13 protein-coding genes and 1 pseudogene are annotated in these 14,616 nt (G+C 65.6%); 11 read left to right on the top strand and 3 right to left on the bottom strand.

From position 1 onward, the window contains the following. The first annotated feature begins 255 nt into the window (after nucleotides 1-255). The 3 genes from N2604_RS31335 to N2604_RS31325 are packed head-to-tail and all read left to right on the top strand — an operon-like array spanning nucleotide 256 to nucleotide 4,219. On the top strand, nucleotides 256-2,574 hold the full coding sequence (locus N2604_RS31335; RefSeq protein ID WP_260371867.1) for a bifunctional salicylyl-CoA 5-hydroxylase/oxidoreductase: 2,319 nt from the start codon (nucleotides 256-258) through the stop codon (nucleotides 2,572-2,574). Between the two features lie 16 nt (nucleotides 2,575-2,590). Beyond that, on the top strand, nucleotides 2,591-3,769 hold the full coding sequence (locus N2604_RS31330; protein ID WP_260371866.1) for an acyl-CoA dehydrogenase family protein: 1,179 nt from the start codon (nucleotides 2,591-2,593) through the stop codon (nucleotides 3,767-3,769). 18 nt (nucleotides 3,770-3,787) lie between these two features. Next, nucleotides 3,788-4,219 (top strand): RidA family protein, encoded by a 432-nt coding sequence (locus tag N2604_RS31325; RefSeq protein ID WP_260371865.1) that lies wholly within the window; start codon nucleotides 3,788-3,790, stop codon nucleotides 4,217-4,219. 277 nt (nucleotides 4,220-4,496) lie between these two features. On the opposite strand, the gene N2604_RS31315 is transcribed toward N2604_RS31325, so the two are convergent. Then, nucleotides 4,497-5,333, bottom strand: coding sequence for a xanthine dehydrogenase (locus N2604_RS31315; RefSeq protein WP_260371864.1), 837 nt, complete (start codon nucleotides 5,331-5,333; stop codon nucleotides 4,497-4,499). Between the two features lie 318 nt (nucleotides 5,334-5,651). Here N2604_RS31315 and N2604_RS31310 point away from each other — a divergent pair, with 318 nt between their 5' ends. Then, nucleotides 5,652-6,491, top strand: coding sequence for an SDR family NAD(P)-dependent oxidoreductase (locus tag N2604_RS31310; RefSeq protein ID WP_409241656.1), 840 nt, complete (start codon nucleotides 5,652-5,654; stop codon nucleotides 6,489-6,491). A 173-nt stretch (nucleotides 6,492-6,664) separates the two neighbouring features. Here N2604_RS31310 and N2604_RS31305 read toward each other — a convergent pair. Continuing rightward, nucleotides 6,665-6,817 (bottom strand): annotated as a pseudogene (locus N2604_RS31305) (molybdate ABC transporter substrate-binding protein); the annotation flags it as partial. Nucleotides 6,818-7,051: 234 nt separating this feature from the next. Here N2604_RS31305 and modD point away from each other — a divergent pair. The 7 genes from modD (at nucleotide 7,052) to msrA (ending at nucleotide 13,177) form a co-directional block, all read left to right on the top strand. Further along, nucleotides 7,052-7,969, top strand: coding sequence for a ModD protein (gene modD, locus N2604_RS31300; RefSeq protein WP_260371863.1), 918 nt, complete (start codon nucleotides 7,052-7,054; stop codon nucleotides 7,967-7,969). Between the two features lie 147 nt (nucleotides 7,970-8,116). Next, on the top strand, nucleotides 8,117-8,974 hold the full coding sequence (locus N2604_RS31295; RefSeq protein WP_260371862.1) for a glucose 1-dehydrogenase: 858 nt from the start codon (nucleotides 8,117-8,119) through the stop codon (nucleotides 8,972-8,974). Between the two features lie 124 nt (nucleotides 8,975-9,098). Further along, nucleotides 9,099-9,293 (top strand): hypothetical protein, encoded by a 195-nt coding sequence (locus N2604_RS31290; RefSeq protein ID WP_197949639.1) that lies wholly within the window; start codon nucleotides 9,099-9,101, stop codon nucleotides 9,291-9,293. Between the two features lie 133 nt (nucleotides 9,294-9,426). Further along, the gene (locus tag N2604_RS31285) at nucleotides 9,427-9,600 is read left to right on the top strand and encodes a hypothetical protein (RefSeq protein ID WP_260371861.1); all 174 of its coding nucleotides are present in this window, start codon (nucleotides 9,427-9,429) and stop codon (nucleotides 9,598-9,600) included. Between the two features lie 170 nt (nucleotides 9,601-9,770). Beyond that, nucleotides 9,771-12,092 carry a molybdopterin guanine dinucleotide-containing S/N-oxide reductase gene (locus tag N2604_RS31280; protein ID WP_260371860.1) on the top strand — a complete coding sequence of 774 codons (2,322 nt, stop codon included), beginning with the start codon at nucleotides 9,771-9,773 and terminating at the stop codon, nucleotides 12,090-12,092. A 19-nt stretch (nucleotides 12,093-12,111) separates the two neighbouring features. Then, nucleotides 12,112-12,534: an OsmC family protein gene (locus N2604_RS31275; protein WP_260371859.1), complete on the top strand. Its 423-nt coding sequence runs from the start codon at nucleotides 12,112-12,114 to the stop codon at nucleotides 12,532-12,534. A gap of 127 nt (nucleotides 12,535-12,661) precedes the next feature. Next, a complete protein-coding gene (gene msrA, locus N2604_RS31270) occupies nucleotides 12,662-13,177 on the top strand; it encodes a peptide-methionine (S)-S-oxide reductase MsrA (RefSeq protein ID WP_260371858.1) in 516 nt (171 codons plus the stop codon). 69 nt (nucleotides 13,178-13,246) lie between these two features. Here the strand turns inward: msrA and N2604_RS31265 are convergent, their stop codons facing one another. Next, the gene (locus N2604_RS31265; RefSeq protein WP_260371857.1) at nucleotides 13,247-14,407 is read right to left on the bottom strand and encodes an MFS transporter; all 1,161 of its coding nucleotides are present in this window, start codon (nucleotides 14,405-14,407) and stop codon (nucleotides 13,247-13,249) included. Nucleotides 14,408-14,616 lie beyond the last annotated feature (209 nt).

Genomic DNA, 14,616 nt, shown 5'->3' with positions numbered 1-14,616 from the left:
AAAGCTGGCGCAGCTCTCGTGGACATCGGCAAGATAGTTCGTACCAAAAGTAAATTCAAGACTGGGTCCGAGAGATCCGGAATCGGCGCCGCTTTGTGTCAAGTTTACATTGAATTTCAGCATGGGCGCCGCGTTGAGTGGCGTATCCTCCGAGGTCTTTGCAGAACCGCCTTGACAAGGTACGCACCGAGGAAATATTTTATACTTAAAATAATTTGAGTGAGAGCTCGGCGCAACGCGCGAAAGCGAGGGATCATGCGCATAGTCTGTATCGGCGGCGGGCCGGCCGGCCTCTATCTGGGCCTGCTGATGAAGCGTCGGCATCCGGAACATGTCATCACGGTCGTCGAGCGCAACAAGCCCTACGATACGTTTGGCTGGGGGGTGGTGTTCTCCGATGCCATGATGTCTGCGATGCGCCTTGCCGACCCCGAGAGCGCGGCCGAGATCGAGAACGCCTTCAATCACTGGGACGACATCGAGCTGGTCTTCAAGGGAACGCGCCAGCGTACGACCGGCCACGGCTTCATCGGCATTGGTCGCAAGCATCTGCTCAACATTCTCCAGAGGCGCTGCGAGGCTCTGGGTGTCGAGCTCGCCTTCGAGCGTGAGGTGGAGTCTGATCTCGAATTCCCCGACGCCGACCTGATCGTCGCCTGCGACGGTGTCAACTCCAGGATTCGCGCCCGCTATGCCGAACAGTTCCGGCCGGACATGGTGATCCGGCCGAACCGCTACATCTGGCTCGGCACCAAGAAGGCGTTCGACGCCTTCACGTTCGATTTCCAAAGGACCGAGCACGGCTGGTTCCAGGCACATATCTACAAGTTCGATGCGGAGACCTCGACCTTCATCGTCGAGACCACGGAAGAAACCTACAATGCTCACGGGCTGGGTGAGCTCGATCAGCAGGGGTCGATCGATTTCTGCGAAGAGATCTTTGCCGAGACGCTCGACGGTGCGAAGCTTTTGACCAACGCCCGCCATCTGCGCGGCTCGGCCTGGCTCAATTTCAGCCGCCTGATCTGCGGCAAATGGAGCGTGTTCAACGGCCGCTCCCATGTCGTGCTGATGGGAGACGCCGCGCACACCGCGCATTTCGCCATCGGGTCGGGCACCAAGCTCGCGCTCGACGACGCCATCGAGCTCGCCAACCAGTTCGATCGCCATGGTCACGGTCGCGACGGCATCCCGACCGTGCTGGAGGCCTACGAGGAAGTGCGCCGCGTCGACGTGGCGCGCATCCAGAACGCCGCGCGTAATGCCATGGAATGGTTCGAGGTGGTCGGCCGGCGCTATGCCGATACGCTCGAGCCGCCGCAATTCTTCTATTCGATGCTGACGCGTTCGCAGCGCATCAGCCATGAAAACCTGCGCCTGCGCGACCGTACCTGGTTGGAAGGATTCGAGCGATGGTTTGCCGCGCGCTCGGGCATCGCCGTCGGGGACGGCGAACGGGTACCGCCGCCGATGCTGACGCCGCACCGCGTGCGCGGCCTCACGCTGGAGAACCGCATCATGGTCTCGCCGATGGCGATGTATTCGGCGAAGGACGGGTTCATCAACGACTTCCACATCGCCCACCTCGGAGCGCGCGCCATGGGAGGCGCCGCGTTGATCTTTGCGGAGATGACCTGCGTCTCACCGGATGCCAGGATCACCCCGGGCTGTCTCGGGCTCTGGAACGATGAGCAAGCGGCACAATGGTGCCGGCTGGTCGATCTGATCCACAGCCTCGGACACGCCAAGGTCGGCATCCAGCTCGGCCATGCCGGGCGGAAGGGATCGACCCGGCTCGCTTGGGAAGGGATTGACCAGCCGCTGGCTTCGGGCAATTGGCCGCTGATCTCGGCTTCCGCGCTGCCCTATCTGCCGCACAGCCAGTTGCCGCGGGAAATGAACCGCAGCGACATGGACCGCGTGCGCGACGATTTCGTCGCCGCAACGCGCCGTGCAGCCGACGCCGGTGTCGATTGGCTCGAGCTTCATTGCGCCCATGGCTATTTGCTGTCGAGCTTCCTCTCGCCGCTGACCAACCGGCGGACTGACGAATATGGCGGCAACCACGAAAATCGTGCGCGTTTTCCGCTGCAGGTGTTCAGGGCGATGCGCGCGGCGTGGCCGTCCGATCGGCCGATGTCGGTGCGGCTGTCCTGCCATGACTGGACCGAAGGCGGCAACACGCCCGCCGACGCTGCGATCTTCGCCGTGATGTTCAAGGAGGCGGGAGCAGACGTGATCGATTGCTCCTCGGGACAGGTCTGGAAGGAGGAACGGCCGATCTACGGCCGCCTGTTCCAGACGCCGTTCGCCGATCTGATCCGCAACGAAGTCGGCATCGGGACGATTGCAGTCGGCGCGATCTCCGAGGCCGATCACGCCAACTCGATTCTCGCGGCCGGCCGCGCGGATCTCTGCGCGATTGCGCGGCCGCATCTCGCCGACCCGGCCTGGACGCTGCACGAAGCCGCGCGCATCGGCATCACAGCGGTCGACTGGCCGAAGCAATATCTGTCCGCCAAGGGACAATACGAGACCAATCTGGCGCGCGCCGCTGCTGTGGCCGCGCAGTGAGTGAAGGAGGGATCGGATGAACTCCGTGGTCAAGATGATCCAGCGCGAATGGCTGGACTGGCCGTTCTTCGAGCCCCACCATCATGCGATCGGCGAGGCGCTCGACCGCTTCGTGCAGTCGGGTGCCCTCGACAAGATCGATCACAATGATGTGGATGGTGCCTGTCGCAAGCTTGTGCGCGCGATGGGCGAGGCGGGGTTGCTCGATTGCGCGGTCGCGGCGCCCGACGGCGATGCGACGTCGATCGATTCCCGCTCGATCTGCCTGTCGCGCGAGTCGCTGGCCTATGCCGACGGCCTCGCCGATTTCGCTTTCGCTATGCAGGGGCTTGGCTCCGGAGCGATTGCGCTGGGTGGCTCGGCGGAGCTGCGCAAGGCCGTGCTGCCGAAGGTGCGTTCCGGCGAATGGCTCGCGGCCTTCGCGTTGTCCGAGAAGGAGGCGGGATCGGACGTCGCGGCGATGTCCTGCACGGCGCGGGCCGACGGCAACGACTACGTCATCGACGGCGAGAAGACCTGGATCTCGAACGGCGGCATTGCCGACGTCTATACGCTGTTTGCGCGAACGGGCGAGGCGCCGGGCGCCCGCGGCATTTCGGCCTTCGTCGTCTTTCCGGATGATCCCGGTTTTGGCATTGCCGAGCGCATCGACGTCATCGCGCCGCACCCGCTAGCGACGTTGCGCTTCACCAATTGCCGGATTCCCGCCAGCCGTCGTCTCGGCGCGCCCGGCGGCGGGTTCAAGCTCGCGATGCAGACGCTGGATATATTCCGCGCATCGGTCGCCGCCGCTGCCCTCGGCTTTGCCCGTCGCGCGCTCGACGAGGCATTGTCGCATGCGCGCAGCCGAAACATGTTCGGTGCAACGTTGGGGGATCTTCAACTGACCCAGGCCGCGCTCGGCGACATGGCGACCGACACCGATGCCGCGGCGCTGCTGACCTACCGCGCGGCCTGGCGCCGCGATGTCCAGAAGCTTCCGACGACGCGCGAAGCTGCCATGGCGAAGCTGACCGCCACCGAGACCGCGCAGCGCGTCATCGACCGGGCCGTCCAGATGTTCGGCGGCCGCGGCGTGCGCAAGGGAGAGGTCGTTGAAAGTCTGTATCGCGAAATCCGGGCGCTGCGCATCTACGAGGGCGCGACCGAGGTCCAGAAGTTGATTGTCGCCCGCGAGCTGTTGAAGCCGCGCTGAGAGGATTGAGAACCACGCATGAGTACGATCAGAAAGCCGGAAGTCGCCGCGAGGAGTGGTCTGCAACTGCTTCAGCCCAGTGGCTGGCCGCAGCCGAAAGGGTATGCGAACGGCGTCATGGCTGAAGGACGACTCATCGTGACGGGTGGTGTGGTTGGTTGGGACGTCGCCGGGCGATTTGCCGACGGACTCGTTGCGCAGGTCCGCCAGACGCTCGAAAACATCGTCGCGATCCTGGCAGAGGGGGGCGCGCGGCCGGACCATCTCGTGCGCCTGACTTGGTACGTCGTGGACATGGACGAATATGTGTCGAACCTGAAAGCGCTCGGCAAAGTTTATCGCGAGGTCATTGGCACCCATTACCCCAGCATGGCGCTGGTGCAGATCGTGCGTCTCGTCGAGCCATCCTCGCGTGTCGAGATCGAAGCGACGGCCGTCGTCCCGCGCTGACGAAGGCGTCGGCCGTAGGCACGACCCGCCTCACGCAAGCTGCTGGCGAGCCCCGGTGCGCCCACCTCGTTGGACAGCTACCGCACCGGCACTCGCGCATGGTGTTCGCGGCGGGCCGATCGTTCCTCGAGAATCCGCCGCACGGAATGGGAGCACAGCCCGCACCTGACGGTGCACCCCAAGCAGCCGTAGACCTGCGCGGCCGAGCAAAGCTCGTCGCCGGACGATGCGACATCTCTGATGTCGTGATCGCTGATGACGTTGCAGGAGCAGACGATCATGCCGGATTCCGCTGCGTGATGCGCCGCGCGGTCCGGAACCTGACCGCGGCGGCTGTTGCGCTGGCAATGGCGCGCCCGCGCTGATCTGTTCCGGTCCACTGGGCGTCGCGTCCGCGCGGATCGATCTCCAGCAGCTTGACGCCGGCCGGAACCTCGCTGCCGTCGCGGACGATGCCGCGCAGGATTCCATCGCGCGGCGCAAGCACGGGAACGCCGGAGAGATGGCCGAGCACGAGGTCTCGGTAGACGCGGGTGCCGATCTCGACCGGCGTGTGCCAGCGCCCCGCGAACGTCGAATAGACGAAGCGTTCTGCGCCGACATCACCCAGTGAACTTGCGACGCCATCGCCGGCGTCGGTCCAGCGAGTGTCGGTGACGATCCCGATCTTGCCGGGCCGGGTCTCCACAGCGACGTCGCAATTGGAGCTCGACGAGAAGCCGGGGCCCAGTCCAATCGCGAGTCGGGCCAGCCGCCTGAGGTCGGGTGTGATCCGGCGCTTCTGCAGACGCGCATCGATCAGAAGGTCGATGTGGCGGACCGGAAGCAGGTCGAGCAGGCCGAGCCAGGTGACCAGGATTCGGCCCGGCCGGCGGAGCGCCTGGTAGACCTGCACACCGTCGTCGACGCGCTCGGCGACGACGTCCTCGAGCCGCGCCGTGTCGGTAAAGAGCGCGTCGTGAAAGGCCATCTTGCGCCGGATCACCGGCGGATCCGGATCGTGTGACATCACCACGCAATAGTCGGCACGCACGAGCTGGAGGCCGATCGCAGATGCGATCTCGTTGGTGCCGAGGATAACGGCAAAGAGTCCATGGTCGTTCGGCTGGGGCATTTGAAAACCACTTTTGCGGAGTAAGTGCAGCAAGGCGCAATCAATCTCGAAACGAGAAGAGCAAGAGCCGGGCCATTTGGAACGATTGAAAAACAGCGCTCAACTGTCGGCCGGCATTCAGAAAGCAGAAATGCACCGGGGCGGCACCGCTTGGTTCGAAAGCGCACGAGCGCGTGTTGCAAACCTTGCAGCGTGTCGCGAACTCGACATTCGGCCGCGGAAATTGCAGCGATTGGACCGGAGCGCGTGGCCCAATTCCTGCAAAGTTGTCTGCATCGTCATTGTCTGGCGTCCGATCGGACGCGGTGAGGAGGCTTGGTGGCGCTCGATCTGTTGGATCGCGATGGTGTGCCGGGTGGCAATTCGGCACCCGACACCGCGTTGTGTCCGTTTCACGGCGACAAGTCGCGAGCGCAACATGGCGAGCGGAAGACGCTCGTGCTGACCGGCGCGTCACGAGGTATCGGCCATGCGACGGGACGGCTGTTTTCCGAAGCCGGCTGGCGGATCATCACCTGCTCGCGGCAGCCCTTCGACACCGGCCGATGTCCCTGGGATTCCGGGGCGGACAACCATGTGCAGGTCGAATTGAGCGACCACCGCGCGCTGCCACGCGCCCTCGCCGAGATCAAGGAGCGGCTCGACGGCGGACCGCTGCATGCACTGATCAACAATGCCGGCATTTCGCCCAAGGCGGCTGACGGCACCCGGCTGAACTCGCTGACGACGCCGGTCGAAACCTGGATGAGCGTGTTCCACGTCAACCTGCTCGCGCCGGTGATGTTCGCGCAGGGCCTGGTCGATGAATTGAAGCGGGCCGCCGGCTCGATCGTGAATGTCACCTCGATCGTCGGCTCCCGGGTGCATCCCTTCGCCGGCACGGCCTACGCGACGTCGAAGGCCGCGCTCGCGTGCCTGACCCGCGAGATGGCACACGATTACGCGCCGTTCGGAATTCGCGTCAATGCGATCGCGCCCGGCGAGATCAAGACCGACATCCTGTCGCCGGAGACCGAGGCTCAACTTGCGCCGATCATCCCGTTGCATCGCGTGGGCACGCCGGACGAGGTCGCGAAGGTCATCTTCTTCCTATGCTCGGACGCGGCCAGCTACGTCACAGGTGCGGAAGTACCGATCAACGGAGGGCAGCACGTGTGATCGGGAATCGGCAGCCTGTCCCGGAAAAAACTTCGCGGATTTGCGCTGGATCAATGCGGCGATTTCGATTCCGAGCGTGTCCCCCTCCTGGACGGTAAATTCCGCGAATTGGATGACAAAGCGTGCAAGTGCGACGGAATCTTTTTGCAGCAATGCCGACAAGTTGAGCGCGATTCGTGTCCGGTCTTCTGCTTGAAGGCGGCGGCGATCTCCTTGGCGGCGTCGGTGAAATTGGCGGCGACGGCAACGTTGGTCTGCGCGGCCTGCGCAGATGCGCATGCGAGCAACAATCCTGCGGTAAGGGTGATCGAGCGAAGCAGCTTCATGATGAACTCCAGCGGACGGCAATTGCTTTTGGAGCAGCCCGATTGCTGCAAGCGCCGGCCACAGGGGTCTCAGCAAGCGGTGTGCCGGATGAGCGGGCGCAGGCTGGTGCGCGCCTTGCAGGAATAGCGGCAAAAGCGGGGGCTTCCCGCCGCTTGCGGCGGCGGGGCCGGTGATCCGTGTCGGATGTCCGACAATGTCGTCGGCAAGCCGACGCCAATGAAGGAAAGCACGACATGGCAAAGGTCGCATCGCGCGCCGAGCTCGAACGCCTGCTGGAGGACGACGTCCCTTACGGCGATCTCACCACCGAGGCACTCGGGATCGGCGCCGCCGTCGGCGTCATGCAATTCACCGCGCGCGCGCCGATGGTGCTGGCGCTCGCCGAGGATGCCGCCGAGATCGTCACGCTCGCCGGCTGCGAGGTGGAGCTGTTCGCCGCATCCGGCGCGATGCTGGAGCAGGGCGCCCCGATCCTCCAGGCGCGCGGCCCGGCCGCGGGCCTGCTGCGGAGCTGGAAGGTGGCCCAGACCTTGGTCGAGATCTGGTCGGGCGTGGCCAGCGAGACCCGCGCCATCGTCGATGCGGCGCGGGCGGTCGTACCGGATATCCCGGTCGCCTGCACGCGCAAGAACGTGCCGGGCACCAAGCGCTTTGCGGTGGCGGCCGTGAAGGCGGGTGACGCCGTGATGCACCGGCTCGGCCTGTCCGAGACCGTGCTGGTGTTTCCTGAGCACCGCGCCTTTCTCGGCGAGTTGCCGCTGTTTCAGGCGGTCGAGCGACTGCGCCGGGCCGCGCCGGAGAAGAAGCTCGTGATCGAGGTGAAGACCGCCGATGCCGCACTTGCCGCGGCCGTCGCCGGTTTCGACGTGATCCAGGCCGAGAAGTTCTCGCCAGCCGAGATAGCCGCACTGGTCAAGCGCATGGCATCGATGGCCTATACAAGCGCTCGTCCGATCATCGCCGCCGCCGGCGGCGTCAACGCGGCAAATGCCGCGGCCTATGCGGCAGCCGGCGCCGATGTCCTGGTCACGTCCGCGCCCTATCTGGCGAAGCCGAGGGACGTGGAGGTGCAGATTGCGGCAGCCGACGACGGCAGACGTCGTGCACGCCTGAGCCCCAAAGCGGATGCAGCCGTTGTGGCGTCGAGTTAGGGACGCGCAGGCCACGTAGGCGCGGCCGTGGTGGCGGCGGCGGAACCGGGCTTGCCGGCGGCCAGCTCATTGCGGTTTACGACCCGAACAACGGCAGGAACACTTTCGGCGGCGCTCCGTTAGCGCAGCAAACGCCGGGAGTTGTCCATGATCGACTATCCAAAGCCGCCTTATCCTGCGCAGCAGCAGCCGATGCCCGGCTCGACGCGGGCCATGCAGCCGCGCCCGGATCACGGCGAGGAGAGCTACAAGGGCGCCGGCCGTCTTGCTGGAAGGAAGGCCATCATCACGGGGGGCGACAGCGGCATCGGCCGCGCGGTGGCGATCGCCTATGCGCGGGAAGGCGCGGATATCGTCATCTCCTATTTGAACGAGGACGAAGATGCGGCCGAGGTCAAGGCGCTGGTGGAGCGGGAGGGGCGCAAGGCCGTCCTGATACCGGGCGATATCAGCAATCCCGAGCATTGCCGCGCCATCGTGCGTCGCACTGCCGAGCAGCTCGGCGGCATCGACATCCTCGTCAACAACGCCGCCCATCAGGCGACGTTCAAGGACATCGCAGATATCAGCGACGACGAATGGCGGCGGACGTTCGAGATCAACATCCACGCCATGTTCTATCTGGCCAAGGCTGCCGTCCCCCACATGCGGCCGGGCTCCGCGATCATCAACACGGCCTCGGTGAATTCGGACATGCCGAACCCGAGCCTGCTGGCCTACGCCACGACGAAGGGGGCCATCCAGAATTTCACGGGCGGGCTTGCACAGATGCTGGCCGAGAAGGGCATCCGGGTCAATGCGGTGGCTCCGGGGCCGATCTGGACGCCGCTGATTCCCTCGACCATGTCGGAGGAAAGGGTCAAGAACTTCGGCAAGCAGGTGCCGATGCAACGCGCCGGCCAGCCGGCCGAGCTCGCGACGGCCTATGTCATGCTGGCCGATCCGCTTTCGAGCTACACATCGGGGGCGACGTTGCCCGTCACCGGTGGCAAGCCGTTCATCTGATCGGATGTTCCTGTCGGCGCCGGAGATGAGCCCGGTTCGCGACGATCGTGGCGGCGCTGCGATAGCAGTGGAACGCGAAGCGGCCGCCGCTGTTCCATTCCCGTGTGCAGATCGGGAGAGCCGAATGAGCGATGGAGTGGATCATTTTGCGGGCCTGCTCGGACGTGCGGCGATGGACGTATGGGGCGACATGCCTCGCGACATCCAGGAGGCACTGTTCGAGACCGCGATGAAGGGCCGCGACACCGAGCGTGAGGAGCTGGCGCGATTGCTGCACGAGCGGCATCCGCGCACGCTGCATCCGGCCAGGCCAGGCTGACGCAGTGGGCCGGGAACGATCGTGCGATCTCCTGATTGGTGAATCGGGTGGCGCGCCACACGGGCTCCAATGAGGACCGCGCGGGGCGCATCGCCCGAGCCTGTCAATCTGTGAGTCGACCGACGTGACTGAGATGAATATCGGCAAATGGTACGACCCGATTTCGGAGCGGTGGATCGTGCCTCGCCAACCCCCCACCATCGCCGCGTTTGATCGGTCGAGCGCGGAGAACGTGTCGGAGGCGAACAGGAGAGAAGAGACGCAGCGGATTTGGAATCTGCTGGTCGATTGCTGCGCCCGCGGATGATGCAGCGTCGGCGCCATCACGCGCTCGATGACTCTCGGGAGTGTCAACAGCCCTGAGGCTGGCTTTGCGCGGGGCAGGTCGGCGTTCCCGTCAACCCTGATCTCGACGACGTCCGGAGCGGATCGGTATATTACCACCCATTGCCGACGCCGCCGGAACAAGGATCAGAGATGGACGATACGATTGGCTTCCCCGACCCCGGTCTTGACCTGTCGGACGGCTTCAAGCCGCACACCTCGCATTGGGGCGTGTTCTCCGCGCGTCAGGGCGCGGCCGGGCTGGAGGTCAGGGCCTATGCGGGCGATCCCGATCCGAACGGCATCATCGACAATTTTCCCGGCGCGCTCCGCCACCAGGCGCGCATCGCCCAGCCGGCAATCCGCCGCGGCTGGCTCGAGCGCGGGCCGGGGCCCGACGATCGGCGCGGCCGCGACGAGTTCGTCTCCGTCAGCTGGGAGAAGGCGCTCGATCTCCTCGGCGACGAGCTCGGCCGCATCCGCGACACGCGCGGGCCCGGCGCCGTGTTCGGCGGCTCCTATGGCTGGTCCAGTGCCGGGCGCTTCCATCACGCCCAGAGCCAGGTGCATCGCTTCCTCAATATCGCGATGGGCGGCTACGTGCGCTCGGTCAACACCTATTCGTCCGGTGCGTCCTCGGTGCTGCTGCCGCAGATCCTGGCCGGCTACGAGGACATCACCAAGCGCAACGTCACCTGGGAGCAGATTGCGACCGAGACGGAGATCGTGCTGGCGTTCGGCGGCATGGCGCTGAAGAACTCCATGGTGGCGGGCGGCTCGATCAGCAAGCACGTCGAGCGCGGCGCGATGGCGGCGGCGCGGGCGCGCGGTTGCGAGTTCATCCTGGTCAGTCCGCTGCGCGACGATCTGCCGGTCGAAGCCGGCGCCGAATGGATGAGTTGCGTGCCCGGCACCGACACCGCCCTGATGCTCGGCATAGTCCATACGCTGGTCGGCGAGAACCTGCACGACCAGGCCTTCCTCGATCGCCACACCGAGGGCTGGCCGATCTTCCTGCGCTATCTCAATGGCGAGAGCGACGGGCAAGCCAAGCACGCCGAATGGGCTGCTGCGATCTGCGGCGTCCAGGCGGATGCGATCCGCAAGCTGGCGCGGCGCCTTGCCGGAAAGCGCGCGCTCATCACCGTCTCCCATTCGCTGCAGCGCGCCGAGCATGGCGAGCAGCCGGTGTGGATGGGCATGGTGCTGGCGGCGGCGCTCGGCCAGATCGGCCTGCCCGGCGGCGGCTATGCCTATTCGCTGGGTGCGATCGGCTATTACGGCCGCCGCGTCAACGACGTGCCGGGGCCGACGCTGGGGCAGGGCCGCAACGGCGTTGCCGATTTCATTCCGGTGGCGCGCATCGCCGACATGCTGCTCGATCCCGGCACCACGTATCGCTATAACGGCGAGACGCGCACCTATCCGGACATTCGTCTGGTCTACTGGGCGGGCGGCAATCCCTTCCATCACCATCAGGACATCAACCGCCTGCGCAAGGCCTTCGCGAAGGTGGACACGCTGGTCGTGCACGAGCTCGCCTGGACCGCCACCGCCCGCCACGCCGATATCGTGCTGCCTTCGACGATGACGCTGGAGCGCGAGGACATCGGCTATTCCACCAACGATCCGCTGATGGTCGCCATGCACCGGATCGCCGAGCCGTTCGGGCTGGCGCGCGACGATTACGAGATCTTTGCCGATCTCGCCGAACGCCTCGGCGCGCGCGAGCCCTTCACCGAGGGACGCACGTCGCGGCAATGGCTGGAGCATCTTTACGAGCCGACCCGCGCCTCGCTGGCCAAGCGCGGCCTGGAGGCGCCTGATTTCGACGAGTTCTGGGCGCGCGGCAGCCTGATCGTGCCGCAGCAGCCCGACGACGGCGGCCGGCTGCGCCGCTTCCGCGAGGATCCCGTCAATCACGCCTTGCCGACGCCGAGCGGACGGATCGAGATCTTCTCGGCGAAGATCGCAGCGCACGGCGATGCGGATTGCCCGGGCCATCCGGTCTGGCTCGACAAGACCGATATGCCCAAGCGAGGGGCGCCGTGCTTCCTCGTCGCCAACCAGCCGGTGACGCGCCTGCACAGCCAGCTCGATTTCGGCGGACATTCGCTTGGCTCAAAGCATCGCGGCCGCGAGGTCGCGCGCATGAACCCGGTCGACGCGGAGGCGCGCGGCATCAAGGACGGCGACATCATCCGTCTGTTCAACGAGCGCGGCGCGTGCCTCGCCGCGGTCCACGTCACCGACGGCATCGCGCCCAGCGTGGTTCAGCTTCCGACCGGCGCGTGGTACGATCCGATGGATCCCGAAGACGAGACGCCGCTCTGCGTTCACGGCAATCCGAACGTGCTGACCCGCGACGTCGGCACCTCGTCCCTGGCGCAGGGCTGCACCGGCCAGTTGACGACCGTCGAGGTGGAGAAGTTCACCGGCAATCTGCCGCCGATCCGCGCGTTCGATCCGGTTTAGGCAAGCAAGGAGATCTGAGATGATCCGCAAGGCAACAGCGGTCTGGAAGGGCACTGGTCGCGATGGCACGGGCCACCTGTCGAGCGAATCCGGCGTGCTTGCCGGGACGCCCTATTCGTTCAAGACCCGCTTCGAGAACGAGAAGGGTACCAATCCCGAAGAGTTGATCGCCGCAGCCCATGCCGGCTGCTTCACCATGGCGCTTGCCTTCGGACTACAGATGGCGGGTTTCACGCCGGACGAGCTCTCGACCGAAGCCGCCGTCACGCTCGAGCCCGAAGGCAAGGGTTTCAAGATCAGCAAATCCGCGCTGACCCTGCGGGCGAAAGTGCCTGGTCTCGACGATGCCGGCTTCGCCCGGATCGCCGGCGAAGCCGAGAAGAACTGCCCGGTGTCCAAGGTGCTCAACGCCGCCATCACCCTCGACGCCAAGCTGGTCTAGGGCGAGCGCCTGCTTCCGGTCCATCCGGTCCAGGCGACCGGGTGGGCGTCAAGGCGCGGCTTTCGGCCGGGCGGCCGAAGGCCTATATGATGCACAAGCTGTTTGGTGATCATTGGGAGCACATCACATGACGACGGAACGCGCAGTTTTGGCCGGCGGCTGCTTCTGGGGCATGCAGGATCTGATCCGCAAGCAGCCGGGCGTGATCTCAACCCGCGTCGGCTACACCGGTGGGCACGTCAAGAACGCCACCTACCGCAATCATGATGGCCATGCCGAAGCGATCGAGATCGTGTTCGATCCGGCCAGGACCAGCTTCCGGACCATGCTGGAGTTCTTCTTCCAGATCCATGATCCGACCACGCTCAACCGTCAGGGCAACGATATCGGCACGAGCTACCGCTCGGCGATCTTCTACACCAGCGAGGAGCAGAAGCGGATTGCCGAAGACACCATTGCCGACGTCGAGGCGTCCGGCCTGTGGCCCGGCAAGGTGGTGACCGAGGTCGCGCCCGCGCGCGAGTTCTGGGAAGCCGAGCCCGAGCATCAGGATTATCTCGAACGATATCCGGATGGCTATACCTGCCACTTCATCCGGCCCGGCTGGAAGCTGCCGCGGCGCGCAACGGCAGTCGGGGGCTAGCCTGGTGAAGGTGGTTCGCCGGGCTGTGGTGGTCCATCTCTCCATCGGTCACATCCGACGCTAGTCCGCTCACGCATCGACATGCGAGGTCCGGCGCTGATCCGCGGTGACGATCCGCGCCGACAGAGTGACGAGACCCATCAACGCGGCCAGCAGCCAAAATGCCATCGGCAATCCGCCGAGCTGTGCGACGAAGCCGACGCCGGCAGGGCCGAGCAGGACGCCTGCGTAGCCTGACGTCGCGATCGCCGCGACCGCAAGTCCCGTGGGCATCACCGTTTGTTGTGCCGCCCGACGGAACAGCACGGGCACGAGGTTCGAGGCGCCGAGCCCGATCAACAGGAATCCGCCGAGTGCGACCGCTGCAACCGGCGCGGTGAGCAGCACCACGAATCCGGCGATCGCAATGAGGCTGCCCCACAGCAATGTCGTGCGGTCTCCGATGCGTGCAACGACGGCGTCGCCGCCGAGCCGGCCGATCGTCATCGCGATCGAGAACACGATGTAACCGACGCCACCTTGCGCCTCGGTGACGAGCCCGGCGCCGATCACGAGCAGCGCGCCCCAATCGAGCATTGCGCCTTCGACCAGGAAGGTGATGGCGCCGAGCAGCGCCAGCAGCAACACCGATCCGTGCGGCAGCACGAACAACGGGCCTTCCTGCACCTGCACCGATCGAAGCAGCCGCGGCCAGGTCACCAGCATCGCGATCAGCATCAGCACGGAGCAGATCAGCGTGCAGGCGAGCGCGCCGAGCTGCAGCGAGAGCAGCGCCGTCGTCAGCGCGGATCCGGCGAAGCCGCCGATGCTGAACAGGGCGTGGAAGCCGGACATCAGCGGGCTGCCCGCGGCGCGCTCCACCTCCACGGCGTGGATGTTCATGGCAACGTCGATCGAGCCGAGCGCGGCGCCGAACGCAAGCAGCGCCAGCGCCAGCGACAGCGGCGAGCTTGCGATCGCGAGCAGCGGCAGCACCAGCGTCAGACCGAGCCCGCCCGCGACGATGATCGGCCTGCTGCCATAGCGCGCGCTGAGCACGCCGGTCAGCAGCATCGCGACGACCGAGCCGATGCCGAGGCTGAGCAGGAGCAGCCCGAGCACCCCGTCGTCGACGGCGAGCCGCGCCTTCGCGAACGGCACCAGCGGTGCCCAGCACGCGATGCCGAAGCCCGCGACGAGGAAGGCAAGCCGGGTGGCAAGGCGGGTCGCCGGCCGGTCGGCAGAAGACATGGGAACTCCGGGGAAGCGCAGGGCGGGGGCGGAGGAAAAAGGCGGAGAAATGCCGCAGCTTTGTGTCGGCACTGCGTTCAGATTGTCGCAGCTCGTGCCCTGTGCAAGCAACTTGTCGCGATTGCAGCAGTTTCCCGAATCTTTCTGCGGCTAGATTCTGGATTACTTTGTCGCAAGGGCTCCTCGCAATGACGGGCGGACAGAGCGGG

This window comes from Bradyrhizobium sp. CB1015 (assembly GCF_025200925.1).
Taxonomy (GTDB): domain Bacteria; phylum Pseudomonadota; class Alphaproteobacteria; order Rhizobiales; family Xanthobacteraceae; genus Bradyrhizobium.
The sequence above is the reverse complement of the archived record's forward strand: the minus strand, read 5'-3'. Positions and strand labels throughout refer to the sequence as shown.